Origin of the sequence: Streptomyces sp. Je 1-332, assembly GCF_040730185.1 — a bacterium.
In the GTDB taxonomy this organism is placed as follows: Bacteria; Actinomycetota; Actinomycetes; order Streptomycetales; family Streptomycetaceae; genus Streptomyces.
Genome location: NZ_CP160402.1, coordinates 6,132,998 through 6,154,573, shown reverse-complemented (window position 1 = coordinate 6,154,573; position 21,576 = coordinate 6,132,998). Strand labels below are relative to the sequence as shown.

19 protein-coding genes are annotated in these 21,576 nt (G+C 70.5%); 9 read left to right on the top strand and 10 right to left on the bottom strand.

Annotation, left to right across the window (positions count from 1 at the left end):
• Nucleotides 1-28 precede the first annotated feature (28 nt).
• From ABXJ52_RS27900 to ABXJ52_RS27885, 4 genes are all read left to right on the top strand, one after another.
• Entirely contained in the window at nucleotides 29-277 is a 249-nt protein-coding gene (locus ABXJ52_RS27900; protein WP_367045472.1) for a hypothetical protein, read from the top strand.
• The gene (locus tag ABXJ52_RS27895) at nucleotides 274-2,610 is read left to right on the top strand and encodes a TOMM precursor leader peptide-binding protein (RefSeq protein WP_367045470.1); all 2,337 of its coding nucleotides are present in this window, start codon (nucleotides 274-276) and stop codon (nucleotides 2,608-2,610) included. Before ABXJ52_RS27900 ends, ABXJ52_RS27895 begins: the two co-directional genes overlap by 4 nt.
• A 210-nt stretch (nucleotides 2,611-2,820) precedes the next feature.
• Nucleotides 2,821-3,999 (top strand): histidine kinase, encoded by a 1,179-nt coding sequence (locus ABXJ52_RS27890; protein ID WP_367045468.1) that lies wholly within the window; start codon nucleotides 2,821-2,823, stop codon nucleotides 3,997-3,999.
• A gap of 81 nt (nucleotides 4,000-4,080) precedes the next feature.
• The gene (locus ABXJ52_RS27885; protein WP_367045466.1) at nucleotides 4,081-4,689 is read left to right on the top strand and encodes a response regulator transcription factor; all 609 of its coding nucleotides are present in this window, start codon (nucleotides 4,081-4,083) and stop codon (nucleotides 4,687-4,689) included.
• A 30-nt stretch (nucleotides 4,690-4,719) separates the two neighbouring features.
• On the opposite strand, the gene ABXJ52_RS27880 is transcribed toward ABXJ52_RS27885, so the two are convergent.
• Complete coding sequence (locus ABXJ52_RS27880) at nucleotides 4,720-5,337, bottom strand: NADH oxidase (RefSeq protein ID WP_367045464.1); 618 nt, start codon at nucleotides 5,335-5,337, stop codon at nucleotides 4,720-4,722.
• A 221-nt stretch (nucleotides 5,338-5,558) separates the two neighbouring features.
• Here ABXJ52_RS27880 and ABXJ52_RS27875 point away from each other — a divergent pair, with 221 nt between their 5' ends.
• The 5 genes from ABXJ52_RS27875 to ABXJ52_RS27855 all read left to right on the top strand — a co-directional run bounded on the left by ABXJ52_RS27875 (nucleotide 5,559) and on the right by ABXJ52_RS27855 (nucleotide 12,746).
• Complete coding sequence (locus tag ABXJ52_RS27875) at nucleotides 5,559-7,493, top strand: 2-oxoacid:acceptor oxidoreductase subunit alpha (RefSeq protein ID WP_367045462.1); 1,935 nt, start codon at nucleotides 5,559-5,561, stop codon at nucleotides 7,491-7,493.
• Complete coding sequence (locus ABXJ52_RS27870; protein ID WP_367045461.1) at nucleotides 7,483-8,556, top strand: 2-oxoacid:ferredoxin oxidoreductase subunit beta; 1,074 nt, start codon at nucleotides 7,483-7,485, stop codon at nucleotides 8,554-8,556. Before ABXJ52_RS27875 ends, ABXJ52_RS27870 begins: the two co-directional genes overlap by 11 nt.
• Nucleotides 8,553-8,876 carry a ferredoxin gene (gene fdxA / locus ABXJ52_RS27865; RefSeq protein ID WP_367045459.1) on the top strand — a complete coding sequence of 108 codons (324 nt, stop codon included), beginning with the start codon at nucleotides 8,553-8,555 and terminating at the stop codon, nucleotides 8,874-8,876. Before ABXJ52_RS27870 ends, fdxA begins: the two co-directional genes overlap by 4 nt.
• A 146-nt stretch (nucleotides 8,877-9,022) precedes the next feature.
• A complete protein-coding gene (locus tag ABXJ52_RS27860) occupies nucleotides 9,023-10,009 on the top strand; it encodes an AfsA-related hotdog domain-containing protein (protein WP_367045457.1) in 987 nt (328 codons plus the stop codon).
• 7 nt (nucleotides 10,010-10,016) lie between these two features.
• Nucleotides 10,017-12,746 carry a BTAD domain-containing putative transcriptional regulator gene (locus ABXJ52_RS27855; protein WP_367045455.1) on the top strand — a complete coding sequence of 910 codons (2,730 nt, stop codon included), beginning with the start codon at nucleotides 10,017-10,019 and terminating at the stop codon, nucleotides 12,744-12,746.
• Nucleotides 12,747-12,822: 76 nt separating this feature from the next.
• Here the strand turns inward: ABXJ52_RS27855 and ABXJ52_RS27850 are convergent, their stop codons facing one another.
• From ABXJ52_RS27850 to ABXJ52_RS27810, 9 genes are all read right to left on the bottom strand, one after another.
• Entirely contained in the window at nucleotides 12,823-13,860 is a 1,038-nt protein-coding gene (locus ABXJ52_RS27850; protein WP_367045453.1) for an alpha/beta hydrolase, read from the bottom strand.
• Between the two features lie 5 nt (nucleotides 13,861-13,865).
• Nucleotides 13,866-14,045, bottom strand: coding sequence for a hypothetical protein (locus tag ABXJ52_RS27845; RefSeq protein WP_367045451.1), 180 nt, complete (start codon nucleotides 14,043-14,045; stop codon nucleotides 13,866-13,868).
• Nucleotides 14,042-15,121, bottom strand: coding sequence for an alpha/beta hydrolase (locus tag ABXJ52_RS27840; protein WP_367045450.1), 1,080 nt, complete (start codon nucleotides 15,119-15,121; stop codon nucleotides 14,042-14,044). The genes ABXJ52_RS27845 and ABXJ52_RS27840 overlap by 4 nt, the downstream gene beginning before the upstream one ends.
• 157 nt (nucleotides 15,122-15,278) lie before the next feature.
• Entirely contained in the window at nucleotides 15,279-16,160 is an 882-nt protein-coding gene (locus ABXJ52_RS27835) for a 4'-phosphopantetheinyl transferase superfamily protein (RefSeq protein WP_367045448.1), read from the bottom strand.
• Nucleotides 16,066-16,932, bottom strand: a complete 867-nt coding sequence (locus tag ABXJ52_RS27830) for a 2-oxo acid dehydrogenase subunit E2 (protein ID WP_367045446.1) — start codon at nucleotides 16,930-16,932, stop codon at nucleotides 16,066-16,068. The genes ABXJ52_RS27835 and ABXJ52_RS27830 overlap by 95 nt, the downstream gene beginning before the upstream one ends.
• Nucleotides 16,929-17,174 carry an acyl carrier protein gene (locus ABXJ52_RS27825; RefSeq protein ID WP_367045445.1) on the bottom strand — a complete coding sequence of 82 codons (246 nt, stop codon included), beginning with the start codon at nucleotides 17,172-17,174 and terminating at the stop codon, nucleotides 16,929-16,931. Before ABXJ52_RS27825 ends, ABXJ52_RS27830 begins: the two co-directional genes overlap by 4 nt.
• The gene (locus ABXJ52_RS27820) at nucleotides 17,171-18,214 is read right to left on the bottom strand and encodes a 3-oxoacyl-ACP synthase III family protein (RefSeq protein WP_367045443.1); all 1,044 of its coding nucleotides are present in this window, start codon (nucleotides 18,212-18,214) and stop codon (nucleotides 17,171-17,173) included. Before ABXJ52_RS27820 ends, ABXJ52_RS27825 begins: the two co-directional genes overlap by 4 nt.
• Entirely contained in the window at nucleotides 18,211-21,264 is a 3,054-nt protein-coding gene (locus ABXJ52_RS27815; RefSeq protein WP_367045441.1) for a beta-ketoacyl synthase N-terminal-like domain-containing protein, read from the bottom strand. The genes ABXJ52_RS27820 and ABXJ52_RS27815 overlap by 4 nt, the downstream gene beginning before the upstream one ends.
• On the bottom strand, nucleotides 21,264-21,548 hold the full coding sequence (locus ABXJ52_RS27810) for an acyl carrier protein (RefSeq protein WP_344525209.1): 285 nt from the start codon (nucleotides 21,546-21,548) through the stop codon (nucleotides 21,264-21,266). Before ABXJ52_RS27810 ends, ABXJ52_RS27815 begins: the two co-directional genes overlap by 1 nt.
• Between the last annotated feature and the right edge of the window lie 28 nt (nucleotides 21,549-21,576).

The window sequence follows — 21,576 nt, the reverse complement described above, 5'->3', positions numbered from 1 at the left end:
TGTCTGAGGACCTCGGTCGCACACAAGTATGACCAGCGGCACCGACCATCAGAAATGGAACAGAAGGGGAATCAACATCATGGCCCTTGTCATGCTGAACCGTTTCGGCTCCACCAACACGCCCCCTGTACAGCCCGGCCGTATCTCGCGGGAGCGTTTCGTGATCGAGAACCTGGACGGTCGGCCCGACGACGAGGTCGCGCTGTACACGTTCTGCGTCGTCGTTTCTCCGGGCGTCGACCGCCCCGCTGTACCCGCTGGGCAGCTCACGGCATGACCTCGATGGGGGGACAGCAGGTCTGGCCGGCAGCGGGGGACGAGACAGCGCGGGTGGGGTTCAAACTCCATCTGCACCCCGTGGTCGTGCCCGGGGAGGCCGCGTACCTGGTGTCGCGGCGCGGTGTGACCGCGCTGCGTGGCGAATTCGCCGAACGGCTGGTGCCCCTGCTCGACGGCACCCGCGATCTGGGCGGTGTACTGCGCGAAGCCGCTCCGGAGCTCGACCCCGGCGACGTACTGAGTTCGCTGCGTGAACTCAAGACGGCCGGCCTGCTGCGCTTCCACCCGGAAGCCGGTCCGCCCACTCTCACGGGCGGACCGCTCCCCCCTGTCGACCGTGCCGCCGAGGCCTATTGGGATCTCGCGGGCCTGGACGGCGGGCTCACGGTCTCCACACTCCGACGCACCACCGTACGTATCGAAGCGCTCACCGGAACCGAAGTCGATCTTGAAGCGGTGGCAGCGGCGTGTCATGACTCCGGCGTGACCGTCATGCCAGAGGGTGGCGACGCCGACCTCTCGCTCGTGCTCTGCGACGACTACCTGTCGCCGCAGTTGCGCGAGGTGGACGCCGTTCACCGGGCGCAGGGCAAGCCCTGGCTGATCGCCAAGGTCTGCGGGGTCGAGCCGTGGGTCGGTCCGGTCTTCCGGCCGGACGACGGTCCCTGCTGGTCCTGCCTGGCCTCCCGGCTCGCGGGGCACCGCCACTCGGAGTGGCCGGTGCGGCGCGCGCTGGGGATCGAAGGGCCGCTGACGCGGCCCACCGCGTCGCTGGGCGCGGGCCGCGCCATCGCCGTCAACATCGCGGTACTGGAAGTCGCCAAGTGGATCGCCGGCATCCGCTATGACTCCCAGGGCGACCTGCACACCCTGGACACTCTTCATCTGCGGGCGCGCCCCCACCGGGTGGCCCGGATCCCGCAGTGCGACGTGTGCGGAGATCCTGGTCTCGTGGCCGAGCGGATCGGTCGGCCCTTCGCCCCGGTGTCGCGTCCCAAGGCCGCGCCGACCGCCGGCGGGCACCGCGCTCTCACCCCCGAGCAGATGCTCGCCCGGCACAGCCATCTCGTCGACCCCGTGACCGGAATCATCAAGGACATCCGCCGCGCGCCGCGCTCCCCGGAGGGCATCAACTCCTATCTCTCCGGCTCCAATCTGGCCATGGGTCCGCACACACTCGCCGGACTGCGGGCGGGGCTCCGCGCGCTCAGCGGCGGCAAGGGGCTGACGCAGGCGGAGGGCCGGGTCAGCGCCCTGTGCGAAGCCGTCGAACGGTACAGCGGCACCCGGCACGGCGACGAGCCGGTGGTGTGGGACACCTTCCGGGCTCTCGGCGCCGAGGCCGTGCACCCCCATGCCTGTCAGCTCTACGACGAGCGGCAGTTCCGCGACCGGGATCGCTGGAACGCCCGCCTCTCGGGGTTCCAGCACGTGCCCGAGCCGTTCGACGAGAACCGGCCCACTCAATGGACGCCGGTGTGGTCACTGACCTCGGGCACGCGCCGGTTCCTGCCCACCTCGATGCTCTACTTCTCCCGGGGCGAGCCGGCGGCGGACGGGTTGTACGCCGACTCCAACGGCAACGCGGCGGGCAGCAGCCCCGAAGACGCCCTGGTTCAGGGCTTCTTGGAGATCGTGGAGCGGGATGCCGTGGCCCTGTGGTGGTACAACCGCATCCGCCGGCCCGCGGTCGACATCGAGGCGTTCGACGAGCCCTGCGTCGAACGCATGCGCTCGGTGTGCACGCGGCTCAACCGCGATCTGTGGGTCCTCGATCTCACCTCGGACATGGGCATTCCGGTGATGGTCGCGCTGTCCCGGCGCACCGACAAACCCGCCGAGGACGTGATCTTCGGGTTCGGGGCGCACTTCGACCCGCGGGTGGCGCTGCGCAGGGCTCTGACCGAGATGGGACAGCTGGTGCCCGCCGTGTGCGAAGCGCGCGCCGACGGGACCGGGTACGGGCTCACCGATCCGGAGCCGCTGGCCTGGTGGCAGCACGCCACGGTCGGCAACCAGCCCTACCTCCTGCCCGATCCGGCGCTGCCGCCCCGCGCCCCGGGGCACTGGCCCTACGTACCCCGCGCGGATCTCCTCGACGACGTCACGGCGATCACCGGGCTCGTCGAGCAGCACGGCATGGAACTCCTCGTACTCGATCAGACTCGGCCGGATCTCGATGTTCCAGTAGTGAAGGTCGTCGTGCCGGGCATGCGGCACTTCTGGGCGCGCTTCGCGCCAGGACGGCTGTTCGACGTACCGGTCGCGCAGGGGCGACTCGCCGCTCCTACCTCGTACGAAGGGCTCAATCCCATCCCACTCTTCGTCTGACTCCCTCTGGGCGGGAGCCCTCAGGCGCAAGGGTGCGGTGTTCGCGAGCCGCTCTGCAAAAGACCGTTCCTCCGTACTGTCGTCACGGCCTTCACTTATCATCCCCAGACACAGAGCACACCGTTGCGAGAAAAGGCCGTACCGACGATGGACAGTCGAGAACGTTCCGACATCGCAAACGACGCAAAAGGAGGTCGCGGCAAGGAGCCCGTGCCACGGCGCAGCCGCGATCTCCTCGCTCCACGGCTCGCACGGACCATCCTCCTCGCGACGCTTCTCAGTTACACCCTCATCACCATGCTCAACCTCCTGAGCGCCGCCATCTCGACCACGCAGACGCTGGTGGCTCTCGGGTCCCTCGGGGCGATACTCGGCCTGCAGCTCAGGCACTCGGCGGCGGGCGCCAACCGGGCCCCCTTGAGGGTCAAGAGCCTCACCCTGAGCCTGCAGGCCCTCCTGACGTATGTGCCGGTCACGTTGTTCCACACCGGGTGGGGCTCCATGGCGGGTTTCCTCGCCGGCTCCGTGCTGCTGTTGCTCCGCCCGCGCGCCGGCTGGACGCTGTACGGCCTCGTCGGCCTCAGCATGCTCCTGCCGCCCCTCCTCGACCACCTTCCGGTGCTCGACGTCATCTACGTGTGCCAGTCGACCCTCCTCACCGGCCTTGTCACGTACGGGCTTTCACGGCTGAACGAACTCGTCAGCGAGGTGCACGCGGCACGTGGCGAGCTCGCCCGTCTCGCCGTCACCAAGGAACGCCTGCGTTTCGCCAGGGACTTGCACGACCTCCTGGGTTTCAGCCTTTCCGCAATCACGTTGAAAAGTGAACTGATACACCGCCTGATCCCCGCTCATCCGCAGCGCGCGATGAATGAGATCCAGGAAGTGCTCTCCGTCTCCCGGGAATCCCTTGCCGACGTACGACGCGTGGCGAGCGGATTTCAGAACATGTCCCTGGAACAGGAGATCAGTTCCGCTCAGTCGGTTCTCAACTCGGCTGATATCGGCGTGGACGTCACGTTCTCCCTCACCGAAATCAGTCCTCAGGCCAACACGGTGCTCGCCACGGTGCTGCGCGAGGCGGTGACCAATTTGCTGCGCCACAGCCGGGCCAGGCACTGCACCATACAGGCGGTCCAACGGGCGTCTCGGGTAAGCCTCTTGGTGATCAACGACGGCATCGAGCCCGGCTACCGCGATCCGTCCCCGCACAGCGGGAGCGGCCTGGGCAACCTGAAGGTGCGGGTCCACGCCATCGGCGGAGAAGTGGAGGCCGCCGGAGGGGCGGACCGGACGTTCCGCTTGCGCGTCGAGGTGCCCTCCCATCCCTCCGCCGCAGCAGCCTCGTTGGCCGAGGAGATCACCGAGATCCAGGATCCCGCGGCTTAATCATCACGCGCTCCTTATAGCCGAAAACAGCCCTGTGATTGATAAGATCCCGCCACAGGTAACGCTGCTGACGGGGGCTCAGTGATACGGATACTGTTGGCCGAGGATATGCACATGGTCCGTGGCGCTTTGGTCGCGCTGCTCAATCTGGAAGCCGACCTCGAAGTCGTCTTCGAGACAGAGCGTGGAGACGAGATCGTCGACATGGCACTCAAGCACCGGCCGGATGTCGCGATCATCGACATCGACCTGCCCGGACTCGACGGTCTGAGCGCGGCGGTACAGCTGCGTGAGCGCCTGCCGTCCTGCCGGACACTCATTCTGACCAGCCTCGGCCGTCCAGGCACCTTGCGCAGGGCACTGGCGGCGCAGGTCTCGGGCTATCTCCTCAAGGACGCCCCGCCCAAGGAACTGGCCGAGGCCGTACGCCGTGTGGCCGCGGGCCAGCGCGCCGTGGACCCACAGCTGGCACTGGCCGCCTGGGGCGGCTCCGAGAGCCCGCTGACGGAGCGGGAGACGGAGGTGCTCGCGCTGGCCGCCGAAGGCTCCGAGGCCCCCGAGATCGCCTCGTTGCTGCACCTCACAACTGGTACGGTCCGCAACTATCTGACGACCGTCGTCACCAAACTCAACGCCCGCAACCGCGTCGACGCGATCCGTATCGCACGGAATTCGGGCTGGCTGCTGTAATCCACAGCAGGTTTCGGGCTCGGCCCACCGTCATGATTTCACCGGTGCCGCCATGCCCGCGGCCGCCAGATAGCGGAGGATTCCGTCTGTCACTTCCGGATGAAGCGGAAGGGCCTGCGACGCGGCGTGCGGGGTGATCGGCCAGGCCAGCATGCCCACCACCCAGACCGCTTCCGGCCGGTGCAGCACGACTCGGTGCAGTGAGGCGGGTGACTCCAGGGCGACGCCCGCCGCCTCCAGCGTCAGCGTGACATCCCTGGAAAGTCTCAAGTGCCGCCGCGCGGAGAGCTCGCGGGGCATGAACTTCGCGCCGCGGGACACCGGCGAAACCGAGAGCAGCGGCCCCCGGAGGTCGTCCAGACCCAGCGTGCGCACCACCAGATGGGACAGCCGGCTCAGCGTCGGCCACAGGATGAGACAGACACTGCCCTCGCTGTCGTCCCCGGTCGCCGCCTCGACGTTGCCGGGCAGCACCGGCCCCAGCTCCATGCGGCGCAGTGCCTCGCGGACGACCGGATCGGGATCCGGGAGCCGCTCGGTGCCGAAACGGCCGGTCAGGACCAGTTCCGTACCGTCGTGGGCCTCGATGATGACGTCCTCGCAGAGCGACCACAGGTGGAGCGTCTGCCTACCGATGACGTGCGGCATGACGTGCACCCTTCCCGTGTCGTGACGAGCGAGTATCCGGCAGCCGCCGAGACGACCGAAAGCCACCGGATCATGCCTCCGACATGAGGAATTCATACGCGCCGTCGGCGCATCGGCCGCCCCATCGCACGACTTTGGCCGGTCGCAAGCCGTGCCTCATAGCGTGCTGCGACAGCCAGCCAGCTGCGTAGACGGGAAGGGGGCGGCCGGTGGCCGTTCACATGGCGGAAGGCAAAGACAGTCACGGCGAGAAGGGGAGCCACTCACAGAACGGCAAGCAGAACGGCGGCGAGAACGGCAAGGAAGTTCGCCGCCTGGACCGCGTCGTCATCCGCTTCGCGGGTGACTCGGGCGACGGCATGCAGCTCACCGGTGACCGGTTCACGTCGGAGACGGCGTCCTTCGGCAATGACCTGTCCACGTTGCCGAACTTCCCCGCCGAGATCCGCGCCCCCGCAGGCACCCTGCCGGGGGTGTCCTCCTTCCAGCTGCACTTCGCCGACCACGACATCCTGACCCCGGGCGACGCACCGAACGTCCTCGTCGCGATGAACCCGGCGGCTCTGAGAGCGAACCTTCCGGATGTGCCGCGCGGGGCCGAGATCATCGTCAACACGGACGAGTTCACGCCACGAGCGCTGCAGAAGGTGGGGTACGCCGAATCCCCCCTGGGTGACGCGTCGTTGGCTGCCTATCGCGTGCATCCGGTGCCGTTGACGACGCTGACGGTCGAGGCGCTCAAGGACCACGGTCTGTCGCGCAAGGACGCGGGCCGGTGCAAGAACATGTTCGCGCTGGGTCTGCTGTCGTGGATGTATCACCGGCCGACCGAGGGGACGGAGAAGTTCCTGCGGGCGAAGTTCGCGAAGAAGCCGGACATCGCCGAGGCCAACATCGTCGCGTTCCGTGCGGGTTGGAACTTCGGGGAGACGACCGAGGACTTCGCGGTCTCCTACGAGGTCGCTCCGGCGACCAAGGCCTTCCCGGCGGGCACGTATCGCAACATCTCGGGGAACCTGGCCCTGTCGTACGGCCTGATCGCGGCGGGCCGGCAGACCGGGCTGCCCCTGTTCCTGGGCGCGTATCCGATCACTCCGGCATCCGACATCCTGCACGAGCTCTCCCGGCACAAGAACTTCGGCGTTCGCACCTTCCAGGCCGAGGACGAGATCGCCGCGATCGGTGCCGCCCTGGGGGCCGCGTTCGGCGGTTCGCTGGCCGTCACCTCCAACTCAGGGCCCGGTGTGGCGCTGAAGTCGGAGACGATCGGACTCGCGGTCTCCCTTGAACTGCCGCTGCTGATCGTGGACATCCAGCGCGGCGGCCCCTCCACCGGTCTGCCGACCAAGACCGAGCAGGCGGACCTGCTCCAGGCGATGTACGGACGCAACGGCGAGGCGCCGGTGCCGGTCGTGGCGGCGAAGACCCCGGCCGACTGCTTCGACGCCGCGATCGAGGCGGCCCGCATCGCGGTCACCTACCGCACGCCGGTCTTCCTGCTGTCCGACGGCTATCTGGCCAACGGCTCCGAGCCCTGGCGCATCCCGCAGGCGGACGAGCTGCCCGAAATGCTCGTGCAGTTCCCCCAAGGCCCCAACCACGTCCTGGACGACGGCACCGAGGTCTTCTGGCCCTTCAAGCGTGATCCGCAGACGCTGGCCCGTCCGTGGGCGATTCCCGGCACGCCCGGTCTCGAGCACCGTATCGGCGGCATCGAGAAGCAGGACGGCACCGGCAACATCTCCTACGACCCCGCCAACCACGACTTCATGGTCCGCACCCGCCAGGCCAAGATCGACGGAATCCAGGTCCCGGACCTGGAGGTCGACGACGCCACCGGAGACGCCAAGTTGCTCGTCCTCGGCTGGGGTTCGACCTACGGGCCCATCACCGCGGCGGTACGGCGCCTGCGCCGCGAGGGTCAGCACATCGCCCAGGCCCATCTGCGCCACCTCAACCCGTTCCCGCGCAACCTCGGCGAGGTGCTGCGGTCGTACGACGACATCGTGATCCCCGAGATGAACCTCGGGCAGCTGGCCCTGCTGATCCGCGCCAGGTACCTGGTCGACGCCCGGTCCCACACACAGGTCAACGGGATGCCGTTCAAGGCCGAGCAGCTCGCCACCGCCCTCAAGGAGGCCCTCCATGCCCGCTGAGGCACTCACCCTCGTCCCCAAGAGCGACGTCCCGCTCGCCGCCAAGGACTTCAAGTCCGATCAGGAGGTGCGTTGGTGCCCCGGCTGCGGTGACTACGCGGTCCTGGCCGCCGTGCAGGGCTTCATGCCCGAACTCGGCCTGGCCAAGGAGAACATCGTCTTCGTCTCCGGCATCGGCTGCTCCAGCCGCTTCCCGTACTACATGAACACCTACGGGATGCACTCCATCCACGGCCGCGCCCCCGCCATCGCCACCGGACTCGCCTCCTCCAGGCGGGACCTGAGCGTATGGGTCGTCACCGGCGACGGCGACGCCCTGTCCATCGGCGGCAACCACCTCATCCACGCCCTGCGCCGCAACGTCAACCTCAAGATCCTGCTCTTCAACAACCGGATCTACGGACTGACCAAAGGCCAGTACTCCCCCACCTCCGAAGTCGGCAAGATCACCAAATCGACGCCGATGGGTTCGCTGGACGCACCCTTCAACCCGGTGTCGCTGGCGATCGGAGCGGAGGCGTCGTTCGTCGCACGGACCGTGGACTCCGACCGCAAACACCTCACCTCAGTGCTGCGGGAGGCCGCCGAGCACCCCGGCACCGCGCTGGTGGAGATCTACCAAAACTGCAACATCTTCAACGACGGCGCCTTCGAGGTCCTCAAAGACAAGCAGCAGGCCGAGGAGGCGGTGATCCGCCTGGAACACGGGCAGCCCATCCGCTTCGGGGCCCCCATGGAGGGCGGCCTCGGCTCCAAGGGCGTCGTACGCGACCCGGCCACCGGCGATCTCAAGGTCGTCCCCGTCACCCCTGAGACCGAGCCCCAGATCCTGATCCACGACGCGCACTCGACCTCCCCGACGCTCGCCTTCGCCCTGTCCCGGCTCGCCGACCCCGACACCCTGCACCACACCCCCATCGGCGTCCTCCGCAACATCGAACGACCGGTCTACGACACCCTCATGTCCGACCAGCTCGACACCGCCATCGAGCAGAACGGCAAGGGCGACCTCATCAACCTCCTCACCGGCAACGACACCTGGACCGTGGAGCGACCCTCATGACCTACGTCATCGCCCAGCCCTGCGTCGATCTCAAGGACCAGGCCTGCGTCGACGAATGCCCCGTCGACTGCATCTACGAAGGCCCCCGCAAGATGTACATCCAGCCCGACGAATGCGTCGACTGCGGTGCCTGCGAGCCCGTCTGCCCCGTCGAAGCCATCTTCTACGAGGACGCCGTACCGGCCGCGTGGTCCGAGTACGCCACCGCCGACCGGGAAGTCTTCCTCTCGCTCTCGGCGTCGGGCGGCGCGAGCGGTGCCGGGCCGCTGGGCGCCGACCACCCCGTCGTCCAGGCGGAACCGGTGAAGGAGGCCAGCTGAAAGAGGGGGCCCCTTCAGGGGTTTGAGGGCTTCAGAGGCGCTCCCCCGGTCCTTCAGTGAGGTGGGGCACAGTGGTCGCACACGCGTCCGCCACCCCCCATCGCGTACTCACCAGAAGAGCCGACCGGACACCTCAGGGGAACCCCATGGAGACCGTTCACGCGCCGTCCACCTTCCTTCTCGGACCGCACCACGTCGTGCACAGGTCGGACAGCCCCGAAGGCTTCCTCCTGGACTCGACCGCACCGGTGCGACAGCACTTCGCCTTCTCCACCGAACTCCCCGGAGCCGGTCCGCGGTCCGACGTCTCGACGGCGCCCTTCCACGATCTCCTGGTCCCGGTGGAAGGGCTCCGGCAGACCGCGATGTTCGCCGCACGCCAGTACTTCCGCGTCCCGCGCAGCCGGCGCCCGGTGTTCGCCCTGGGCAGCACGGAGATCACCTCCGTGGAGCCCTGGCGGCGGACCGCGCGGCGGGCCCGCATCACCCTGGAACTCGGCCTCACACCGACGGACGTGGTCAACGGCGTGCCGCGCGGCCTGGAGTGCGAGGCCACCGCCTCGATCGGGGGCGAGCGGTGCGGGAGGGCGCAGGCACGGCTGATCTTCCTGACGCCCGGTGTGTACCACGGGCACCGGGATCTCGGGCGGCAACAGAGCGAGGAGTCCCTGGCGGCCGGGCACGGGGGGCTGCCGCCCGCGGGAATGCCCGCCCCCGAGCGGGTAGGGCTCCGGGAGACCCGCAACGTACTGGTCGGGCTTCCCGTCGAGACGGGCGACGGGCTCGCCTTCCCGATCGACACGGACGCGGCCGGGGCGGTACTCGCCCGTGACGCGGACGAGGTGCCCGCCATGCTGTTCCTGGAGGCGTCGCGCCAGGCCGCCCTGCTCGCGGCCGCCGAGTTGCACGGCTTCGCACCGTCGCACGCGCTGCTGACGTCATGGCAGGCGTCGTTCCGTGGCTTCGCCGAGCCGGGTCTTCCGCTGCACTGCACGGTGCGGGGGGAGGCGATGCCGGGTGCCGCGCCGGGGCGGGACGCGGCGGGGCGGCCGGTGGCCGCGCTGCGGCTCTCCTTCTTCCAGGGTGAGCGGGTCGTGGCGCAGGTGTCCGCGACCGTGCTCCAGGACTGCTAGGCCGGTCATGCGATTCCGAGTGCTCGGCCCGGTGCGCATGGCGCACGGGACGCCGTCCGCGACCAAGCCGCGGGCCGTGCTCGCCACCCTGCTGATGCACGCCAACACCGTGGTGTCGACGCATACGCTGATCGACGAGCTGTGGAGCATGGAGCCGCCGCGGACGGCCAACACCACGCTGCAGGTGTACGTCTCGCAGCTGCGCAAGGCGCTCCTCGAAGGGGTGCAAGGCGGTGCTGCCGAGCAGCCTCTGCTGACCCGGCCGCCCGGCTACCTGCTGCAGGTGCCCGCCGACGATCTCGATCTCACGGTCTTCGAGTCGCTGCGGATGCAGGGGCGGGCCGCGTACACGCGGCGGGAGTTCGGTGAGGCCTCGCGGCTGCTCGGCAGCGCGCTCGGCCTGTGGACCGGGCCCGCCCTGGCCGGCGTTCCGCACGGGCCGACCCTGGAGACCTCCGCCATACGCCTCAACGAGCTGCGCACCGAGGTGCTCGAACAGCGGATCTCGGCGGACCTCCGGCTCGGACTGCACCATGAACTCGCGGGTGAGCTCCTGGCGTTGGTGAACGACCATCCGCTGCGGGAGACCCTGCACGGACATCTCATGGTGGCGCTGTACCGGTCGGGCCGGCAGTCGGACGCGCTGCAGGCGTTCCACCGGGCCCGGCGTGCGCTCGTCGACGAGCTGGGCGTCGAACCGGGGCCCGTGCTGAGGCAGCTGCTCGAGCGGATTCTGGCGTCCGACCCCTCACTGTCCTGGCGCGAGTCGGAGACGGACGGCGAAGGCCGCACCGGAGCATCCGGCTCCGGCGGTTCCTCCGCCACTCCCGGCTCCTCGGGTGTCGTCGCGCAGCCGGGGCCGCCGGTCTGGCTGCCGCCCACCGTGGCGGACTTCACCGGCCGTGAGCGTCATCTCGCGGTCGGAGCACGGGTGTTGGCCGGGGACATGCCCTCCGTGTCGCGTGTGCTCTCCCTGTCGGGGCGGGCCGGATCCGGCAAGACGGCTCTCGCCGTGCAGCTCGCGCACGACAGTGCCGATCTGTTCCCCGACGGACGGGTCCTGATCAATCTGCGGGACGCCGGCGGGCGGGCCGTCGAGCCGGGCAAGGCCCTGGTCGCCCTGCTGCGGAGGCTGCGCACTCCTGGCACCGACGAGGCGGGCGACCGGCTGCCGACGACGGAGAGCGAGCTCACGGACCTGCTGCACCGGAGGACCGAGGGGCGCAGGATGCTGCTCGTCCTGGACGACGCCGTCTCGGAGGCGCAGGTGCGGCCGGTGCTCTCGGGCGCCGCGGACTGCACCGTGCTGCTGACGAGCCGCCGCACGCTCGGGGCGCTGGAAGGCGCACAGCATCTGGTGGTCGATGTGCTGAGCGCGGAGGAGGCCGAGCGGCTGCTGTTCTCGTGCGGTGGTCCGCGGATGCGGGAGGACCCGGACGCCGCGGCCGAGATCGCCCGGCTCTGCGGAAATCTGCCGCTGGCCCTGCGGGTCGCCGCCGCCGGCCTGGCCGCGCGCCCGCACTGGACGGCCGCGGGTCTGGGCAGGCGCCTGGGTGACGAGCGGACGCGGCTCGCCGCGCTCGCGCTCGGCGATCTCGACGTGCGCAGCAGTCTGCTGGCGGTCTACCGGGACGTGGGCGACGAGGAGCGGCACGCCTTCCGGATGCTCGGTCTCGGCCCGCTGCCCGACTTCCCGCTGTGGAGTGCGGCGGCGCTGCTCTCCATGGATCTTCCGGGCGCGGAGCGGCATGTCGACGAGCTGGTCCGCGCCCATCTGCTGGAGGCGAGGCAGCGTCCCGGGCGGCACACTCCCGTGCGTTACGGCTTCCATTCGCTGCTTCGGGCGCTGGCGTTGGAGGTACTCGCCGATGAGGTGCCGCTCCAGGCGCCCCGGGCGACGGAGCGGCTCTGCCGCGCCGTCCTGGCCGTGGCCCGGTACGCGGACGGGCTGCTGACGCCGGGCCGTGACCAGCTGGAGTCCGAGGCGGGGACGCCGGCCGGGATCTCTCCCCAGGCGCTGGTGGGCACGGCTCCGTTGCAGTGGTTCCAGGAGGAGGCCGCCGGGCTGCTGGAGGCGGTGCGCCAGGCCCATGGGGCGGGACTGTGGCAGGTGTGCTGCGCGCTCGCTTCGGCGGCCGCCGGCTATTACGAGGCGAACGCCCTGTGGGACGACTGGCAGTCCAGCCATGAGCTGGCCCTGGACGCGGCGCGGCAGGCGGCCGACGGGCCGGCCGAGGCCGTGATCACGCGGTCGCTCGGTGACCTGGCGTGGCAGCGGCACGAGACGTCACTCGCGGTGGACCGGTACCGGTTCGCCTGGCATCTGTTCACGCGGCATGGGTGGCGCGTCGCCGCCGGCCGTTGCCTGTCGGGCGAGTCCGACGTACTGCTGGGCCTCGGCCGGGTGGCGCGGGCCGAACGCGGCTACGCGCGAGCGCTGTCGGTCAGCCACACCCACGCGGATGCCCGCGGCTCCGCGGACGCGTTGCGGGGCCTTGCCCTGGTGTGCCTGCGTGAGGGCCGCACGGAAGAGGCCCTCGCCCGGCTGGAGGCCTGCGAGAGCGCGGCGCGCTTCGTGGGCGACCAGCGCTGGCGTGCGTACGCGCGGCGCACGGCGGCGGCGGTGCGCGCGTCGACGGCTGCCGGGCCCGAACCCGTGCCGGCCGGGATGCCGCTCGAAGTCCGCCCGGGCGTCTGGCTGTTCAGCCCTGGGCACGTCGACCGGCGGGTGGCGTGAGGGTGCGCCGGGCGGCGTGAGGGTGCGCCGGGGAGGGGTGCCGGGGAGGGTGCCGGCGCCCCACTGCCGCGCTGCTTCAGGCTGGCCTCGGGTAGTCGAGTTCCGAGGGCTTGGGTGCCTTCGGGATGGCCGCGGGGGGTGTCTGTGCGGCGGTGGTTCCCGTGCGGGCGGCCGGCTGGCGGCTGCGGAGCACGCGGCGCCACTGTTCCGCGCTGTAGCGGGCGGGTTCCGTGGTGGCGATGAAGTCGCGCAGCACCGCTTCGAAGCGCCGGGGATCCGTGCGGAAGGGGAAGTGGCCGGCGTCCTCGAAGATCTCCAGACGGCTGCCGGGCATCGCCACATGGCCGAGCCCGGCGTGCATGGCCGGCAGGACCTGGTCCCTGCCGCCCCACACCAGCATCGTGGGCATGCCCTGGGCCAGATAACAGCGGTCGAGCATCGTGCCCACCTGGCCGCGCCAGTCGACGACGGCCCGCAGGGTCCTGATGAAGGCGCTGCGCGCGGTCGCGTCGGGCAGGGCGTCGACCACCCGCAGCAGGTCCGGGGCGTCCACACCGAGTCCGATGTCGAGGAGCTGCAACGCCTTGACCGCAACGCCCAGTTGACGGCGCATGGAAGGCAGCCGGAGGGCCATGAGGAGCAGTTCCGCGCCGGGCAGGGTCGCGGCACGCAGCAGCGGGGTCACCTGGCGGCTGATGCCTCCGGTGCCGACCAGGACGAGGCGGTCGCAGCGCTCGGGGAACTGGTAGGCGAACTGCATGGCCACCGCGCCGCCGAGCGAGTGCCCGACGAGGGTGACCCGTTCGACGCCGAGCACGCCGAGCAGGTCCCGCATGCCGTTGGCGTACGCGGGCAGCGAGTAGTCGGCGCGTGGCTTGTCGGAAGCGCCGTGGCCGAGCAGGTCGGGGGCGATGACCCGGTAGTTCCTCGCGAGGCCCGGCATGACGTCGCGCCAGGTCTCCGAGGAGTCCCCGATGCCGTGGATCAGCAGGATCGCCCGGCCCTTGCCCGCCATCCGGAACGCCCGCCGGTATCCGTGCACGGTGCGGTGGCGCAGGCGGATGCCGCCCCGGCCGCCGCGCTGTTCGGCGTTGCCGCCGTTGTGCGAGGCCATGGCGGTCAGGCCTCCTTGCGCGGGTGCCTGCGGCGTTCGTCGGAACGCTCGCCCGGGAACCGGAGGGACACGCGGGGACGGTGGTGAACGGTGGTCAGGTCGCCCTCGGTCACGCCGAGCGAGGCCAGAGTCTGCCAGGGCCGGACGTTGGCGGCCGCGGCCGCGGATTCTGTCGACGCACTCATGACTGCCTCTCGTCGAGCCGGGTTCGGGATGGGGGCGCGGACACGGGCAGGGGCCCGCGCCGGCGCGTGACGCGCAGCCAGAGCAGCGAGGAGAACAGCCAGCGCCGCATCGCGCCCAGATGGTGCGGCGAGCCGTGCACGTCGTCGAAGACCTTGAAACGCACGTCGTCGAGGGTGCGCCGCAGCAGCGACCGCTCCCGGGCCGGGATGATCTCGTCCCGGCTGCTCGCGACGTACCGGACGGGGACACGCACGTCGCGCAGGACGTCGTCCGTCAGGGCGAACTCGGCCAGCAGCGCGCGCAGTTGTACGTCGTCGGCGGCGCCGGTCAGGCGGCGCAGCGTGTCGACGGTGATGCCGGGGACACGTGGCCACCAGGTGTCGTCGGTGAAGAAGTCGCAGACCGGGGCGCCCACCGTGAGGACGCGGCTGACGCGCGGGTCCTGGGCCGCGGCCCGCAGAGCGAGGTGGCCGCTGAAGCTCAGGGCGAGCAGCGACGTGTCGGTGACCTGCGCGCGGTCCGCGAGGCTGTCCATCAGGAAGGTCAGCATGCGCCAGGAGTCAGGCCCGTACGTGAAGGTGTTCTCGCCGACGCCCGGCAGCTCGGCGACGACGGCGGAGAAGCCGAGCTTGCGCAGGACGGGAAGGAGCGGCGCCCACTGTTCCTTGACACTGACGATGCCGCCCATGACGATCAGCAGCGGCCGCGGCTTGTCGAGCCCCGATGCCCAGCAGGCGACGGTCCCCCCGGGGCCATCGAACTCAAGGCGCTCGATGCCCTGTTGAGTGTGTCGCCACTGGTCGAAGGTCTCGACGCACAGTTTCTGCGCGAGGATCCGGTCCTCGTCGCCGTGGTAGGGGAAGCGGGCGAGCGCGTAGTGCCTGCAGGCGTCCAGGAGGTCACCGCGGGCCGCCGACGTCTTGCCTTCCGCCGTCCATACGGCGGCCCAGGAGTGGGCGTCGCCCGCCGTGTCGTTGCCGATCCGGGCCAGGACCTCGGTGGCGTGCCGGGGCGTCATGCCCTGGCCTCGGGCGTGCAGCCGGGCGAATTCCTTGAGTTCTTCCAGATGGTCCATGTGTCACCGTCCAGTGCGGTCAGTGGGCGGCGCCGTCGTGGCGCCGCGGTTCGCGCTGTGCCGTCAGTGTCCTGGCGGGTCCTTGAGGACCGCTTGTACGCGTGGAGGGGCACCCGTTGTACGCGTGGAGGGCCACCCGCAAGCCGGGGAGCCGGGTTCACCACCAGTCGTCCGTCGCCGGCTCCAGCACCTCCTCCTCGCCAAGCACCTCGGCGAGCGCGTCGACGATCCCCGAGTCCAGGGCGGTGCTCGCCGCGGTGTCGTCCGTGCCGCCGAAGCCCGCGTCGCCGACCGCCACGCTGATCGTGTACGTGTCGTCGACGAAGTAGGTGCGAAACGTCCATTCGCCGGCGGAGCCCGGCGTCCCGTCGGGCCGCAGTACCTCGGTGGGGACGGTGCCGTCGGACTCGAAGCCGAAGTCGGTGAAGCGGAACTGCATGCCGAGGCCGATCGCCTTGCTGTACGCCTCCTTCAGCGTCCAGAGCCGCACGAGTGCCGCATTGCGTTCGTGCTCCGGCATGGCCTCGATCTGCTCGACCTCGTGCGCGGTGCACAGATGCCGGCCGAGGCCGGGTCCGTACAGTTTGCGGTCGGAGCGTTCGGCGTCGACGCCGATCACTCCCCCGGTGGCGAGGCCCACCAGGAGCAGCTCGTCGGTGTGGCTGAGGCTGATGTGCACACCGTCGTAGCCGCGCAGGTAGGGCCTGCCGGTGTGCAGGTACCCCAACTCGATGGACTGGGGCGGCACATGGAGCGCGGCCGCGGCGGCGAACTTGAGCAGCACCCGCGACGAGGCGAAGCGCGTGCGCACGTCCGGGTGGGTCAGCTCGAGGAACCGCGCCCAGTCGCGGCCCAGCAGGGCACGCAGGCGTGGGCCTCCCGCCCGTTCCGGACGCCAGTCGTCCAGGTGGGCGTAGAGGAGCGCCGAGGCGTGCCGTTCCAGGTCAGCGCGTACCTTGCTCCAGTCCCCGCCGGGCCCCGATATCGCGATCGGCTCCCCTAGGGTCCGGGCCGGGAATTTCCGCCCTGGAGCCATCATCGAAGGCCTCCATGGTGTGGTGGAGATCGGTCAGCAGGTCGGCAGCCGTCCCGCCGTCGATCACCCGGTGGTCGAAGGTGAGGCCGAGCCGCATGACGGGTGCGGCCACGATCCGGTCGTCGCGGACCACGGCCCGCTCGGCGATGCGCCCCGCGCACAACGTGACGGCGGTGCCGCCCGCCGAGTGGAAGCCGTCGACCGCCGAGTGGCCAAGTGAGCTGACCGAGACGGTGCCGAACACGCCGGGGCGTTTGCCGGGATCGCGCAGGGCGGCCGCGAAGGCGGCGCGGCCGAGGGCGGCCGGGAGCCGTCCGAGCATCTTGACGCCCTTGAACTCGGGCAGTTCCGCGGCCTGTTCGCCGCGGTAGCGGTCGACCTGCTGCTGTATCTCGCGCAGTCCGGCGCGCTCCAGGTCCGGCACGAGGGCGGAGAGCACGGCGCGCTCTCCCCCGACGGGCCGGTCCAGGGCGAGTTTGGCGGTGACGCTCGGGAAGCGGACGATCCGTGGCGGTCGCAGGATTCCGGTCCTGCGGGCCGCCATGACCGCGTTGGCCTGCGGGTGCCGGTCCAGGGCGCGCCCCGCGGCGTACAGCAGATAGCTGACCACCGAGAAGCGGACGCCCCGGGAGCGGGCCGCTGCCCGGTGTTCCTGGATGCGCGTCATGTCGACGTCGGTGTCCAGGTGCACCGGGCGTTGCGCCGCGGCCCATTCCAGGAAGTACAGGGTGTGCCTGCGGCGTCGTTCGGTGACGGTGTGGGCGGCGCCGTTCATTCTGTGACCGCCAGGTCGTAGATCTCCTTCAGGCTGCGGGCCTCCAGGACCTTGCCGACGGACACGCGGTGCCCGGTGGCGGTCTCCAGGCTGCTCACGAGCTTGAGGAGGTAGAGGGAGTCCCAGTCGGGCAGTTCGTCGAAGTCGGCGGTCACCTGTCCGGGTCCCAGGGACAGGCCGAGATCGTCGCGGACGAGCCGCGTGAAGTCGTCGAGGGTGAAGGTGTCGGTGCTGGTGCTCATATCTTCTCCAGGGCGAAGCCGGCTTTGATCCACTTGCTGGACTCGACGGCGACCGCGAGAGCCTTCTCGCCGCCGGCCATCTCCTCGAGCAGCATCTCGATCTGCAGAAAGGGCAGGGCGTTGCCGTTGTTGCCGGTGTCCGCCACGCAGGACACCTCGCGGGCGGTGGGCAGACCGAGCTGCTCGGTGATGAGGCGGGTCATCCGGCCGGACAGCTGGGGCGGCAGCAGGTAGTCCAACTGGTCCGCGTCCCAGTCGAGTTCACCGAGAAGCTCCCAGAGGATCTCGGCGGCCAGCACGGGCACGCCTTCCTCGATCGCCTTGTAGTCCTCGGTGAGCGCCTGCCGGTCGTCGTGGCGGTCGGCGAGGCCGAACCACTCGATGACCTGGCCGGGTTGCCGCCCCAGGCCCGTGAAGCGGTTGAGGACATGGCGTACGGCGACGCGCGCGCCGACGGGCTTGTGGGTGAGCACGGCCGCGCCTGCGCCGTCCCCGAAGAGCACGAAGTTGACGAGGTCGCTGGGGGCGGCGTCGGACAGGTCGCGCTGCACGTCGAGGTGTTTGCTGCACACGTCGCCGCCGATGACCAGGCCGGTCCGGTACTGCCCGGAGGCGATCATGGTCTGGGCGAGGCTGAGTGCCTGGACGGCGCCCGCGCAGCCGGACTGGAGCTGGAAGGTGGGCACTTGGTCAAGGCCCAGCTGGTCGGCGACGTCGTTGACGGTGGCGGGCATCAGGGTGTCGGGCGTCGCGGTGCCCAGGACGATGAAGTCGATGTCCGAGGGGTCGACACCCGGCGCGGCCAGTGCCTTCTCCGCGGCCCGTGCGCACAGGTCGGCGAGCGAGAAACGGATCTCTCCGGTGGCCAGGTCGCGGGCGAAGTGCCGGGTCCTGGTACCGATGAAGACCTCGATCCACTCCTCGTTGACGCCGAGCACCTTGGCCAGGTCGGCGTTGTCCACCGGGTCGCCCGGCAGGGCGGTACCGATGGACGCGAGGTACGCGGTCGGGGTGGTCGGTTCTTCCTGGTCCTTGCTCATGCCGTCCTCTCTTCGTGGCCGGAAAGCGCGTGGCCGGGGAGCGCGGCGCCCTGTTCGCACAGGAAGCTGACGAGGTCTCCGACAGAGGAGAGCCTGGGCAGCAGGTCCTGGACGGTCAGTTGACCGATGCCGGTGAGCCGTTCCTCTAGGCGGTTCTTCAGCTCCATGATCATTACGGAGTCGAAGCCGAGGTCTTCGTAGAGCCGCAGCTGCGGTGCGAGTTCCTCGCCGCTGTAGCCGCCGACCTGTCCGACGGCCGCCTGGACGGCGAGGGCCACCGGGTCGTCGTCCTGACCACGGGTGAGCGTCAGCACCCCCGTGGGCTCGGACAACGGCTCCTCGGCGGCGGGCTGCTGTTCGGGCGCCGGTACGGCGACGGGCCCGGCCGACCGGGGGGCCGCACCGCCGCGGGTGGGTGTGTGCGCCGCCCAGTAGCGGTGGTCGTCGCTGAAGGCGTACGGGGCGAGCTGCTGCGGGACGCGCTCCTGCGTGCCGTACGCGGCGTCCCAGTGCGGGTCGACGCCGCCTCGGTAGAGCGCGGCGAGCGCGTCGGACAGGTCCTGACCGCCGGATTCGACGCCGCGCACCGGAGTGATCTGGGCGGGTCCTGCCCCGGGTGGTGTGCCGCCGAACCTGCGGATGAGCGTGGTCAGGACGGGGCTCGGGCCGATCTCGACCAGGTGGGTGGCGCCGTCCGCGAGGACTTCTTCGGCCGCGTCGGCGAAGAGCACCGGAGAGCTGATGTGCGCCACCCAGTACGCGGCGTCCATCGCCTCGCCGTCCGCCAGGGCACGGCCGCGCACCGAGGAGTACACGGGCAGCCCGGGAACACCGCCGCCCACTTCCTCCGCGATCTCGGAGAACCGTTCCAGCATCGGACCCATCAGGGGTGAGTGGAAGGCGTGGGACACCTTCAGACGGCGGGTGCGGACCCCGTCCCGCTTGAGCTCGTCCTCGATCCGCCCCAGGACGGTGAGATCGCCGGAGAGCACGCTCGCCAGGGGTCCGTTGACGGCGGCGATACCCACCAGCGGCTCTTCGGCGACCCGGCTCTCCAGATCCTCGCGCCCCGCCCGGACGGCCAGCATGCCGCCGCCTTCGGGGAGTTCCTGCATCATCTCGCCGCGGGCCGCGATGAGCCGGGCCGCGCCGTGCAGCGGCAACGCACCCGACAGACAGGCCGTCGCGAATTCGCCGACGCTGTGGCCCAGGAGCATGTCGGGGCGTACCCCGAGCGCTTCGAGGGTCCGGCCGAGCGCGTACCCGACGGCGAACAGGGCGGGCTGGGTCCAGCGCGTGAGGTGGACGTCCTCGTCACCGCCGAGGAGCAGATCACGTACGGACTTGCCCGTGTACGGCAGCAGAGCGTCGTCGGCCTCGTCGAGGAAGCCGCGATAGAGCGCCGAGTCGCGGTGCAGTCCGGCCGTCATCCCCGCGTACTGCGAGCCCTGCCCGGTGAACAGGAACGCGGTGCGCGGCCGGCCCGTGGGTGTGCCGGTGAGCCGGGCCAGGAGGTCCGGCTCGTCGACGGCCGCCCGCAGCTTCGCGACGAGTTCGGCGGTGTCGGACGCGGAGACCGCGAAGCGGTGGCGGTGCCCGCTCTTGACGTGGTTGCTGCTCCAGCTGAGCGGCCCCACGGGCACCCGGCGGGCGGCCACGGTGTCCGCCTGCGCCAGCAGATTGCGGCGCAGGGCCGCCGCGCTCGGCGCGGTGAGCGTGAAGACGGCTGGCCCGATGCCACTGTCCTGCGGACCCGGCCGGGGTGCGGGGCGCGCGGCGTGGACGGGGGCGCTCTCCAGAACCGCGTGCGCGTTCGTGCCGCCCATGCCGAAACTGCTGAGCCCGGCGACCACGGTGTCGGCCCCCAGCTTCAACGGCGCCTTGAGGAGCCGCAGTCCGTGGTCGCGCAGCTTCAGCGCGGCGTTCTCCTTGATGGCGAAGCGGCTCGCCGGCACGACCTTGTGGTGCAGGGAGAGGGCCACCTTGATGAGCCCCGCGATGCCCGCGGCGCCTTCGGTGTGACCGAGGTTGCCCTTGACGGAGCCGAGCGCCATCGGCTTGCCGCCGCGCGTCGCGTGATGGTGGCCGAGCGCCTTGATCTCCATCATGTCGCCGAGGGCCGTGCCCGTGCCGTGCCCCTCGGTGAACGCGACGTCGGCCGCGTCGACGCCGGCCCTGCGGTACGCGGCGTCCAGCACCTCCTGCTGGGCCCAGCGGTTGGGCGCCGTGATGCCGTTGCTGCGCCCGTCCTGGTTGACGGCGGTGCCACGGATCACCGCGTACACCCGCTGTCCGTCGGCGACGGCGTCCTTGAGCCTGCGCAGGACCACCACACCGACGCCCTCGCCCCGGCCGATGCCGTCGGCCTCGGAGCTGAAGGGCTTGCAGCGGCCGTCGGGGGACGAGAGGCCCGCCTGGGTGTAGAAGATCGACAGGGCGGGCGTGAGGGCGATGTTGACGCCCCCCGCGATCGCCACGTCGCACTCCTCGGACAGCAGGGCGTTCGCCGCCAGGTGCACGGCGACCAGGGAGGAGGAGCAGGCGGTGTCGATGGCCAGGCTGGGGCCCTTGAGGTCCAGGTGGTACGAGATGCGGTTGGCCGTCATGCAGTAGCCGTTGCCGGAGCCGATCTGGGCGGTGACGTTGTCGTAGTCGGTGAGGTGCAGCTGCGCCCATTCGTTGCCCATGATCCCCACGAACACGCCGGTGGCGGACCCGGCGAGGCGCTGCGGCGGGAGCCCGGAGTCCTCGACGGCGCGCCAGGCACACTGCAGGAGCAGCCGCTGCTGGGGGTCCATGGCCGCGGCCTCGCGCGGCGAGATGGTGAAGAACTCGTTGTCGAAGGCGTCGGGATCGCTGACGAACCCGCCTTCAGTGGTGTTGGTGTGCCCTTCGGCACCGGCCGCCGAATGGAACTCCTTGGCGTCCCATCGCAGCCGGGGCACCTCCCCCACACCGTCTCCTGAGCGCATCAGCAGGTCCCAGTAGGCGCGGGTGTCCCGCGCCCCCGGGAACCTGCAGTCGATGCCGACGATGGCGATCGGTTCCATCAGGCGGCGCCCCCTTCCGCGGTGGCGGCGAACCCCTCGAGCAGGTGGTCGGTGAGCGCCTGCACCGTCGGGTAGTCCCAGGCCGCGGTGGGTTCGAGGATGAAGTCGAAGTCCTCCTCGATGTCGCCGCACAGGCTGAAGGCGGCGACGGAGTCGAGCCCGTACTCGGCGAGCGGCACCGTCGGATGGATCTCGGACGGCTGTCGTTTCAGGTAGAGGGCGATGCGCTCGGACAACCACGTGGTCAGTGACTCGCGGGTGTGTTCGGTGGTCGGTACGGGCATGGTGCGCTCCTCGGCGAGGGTCGGTCGG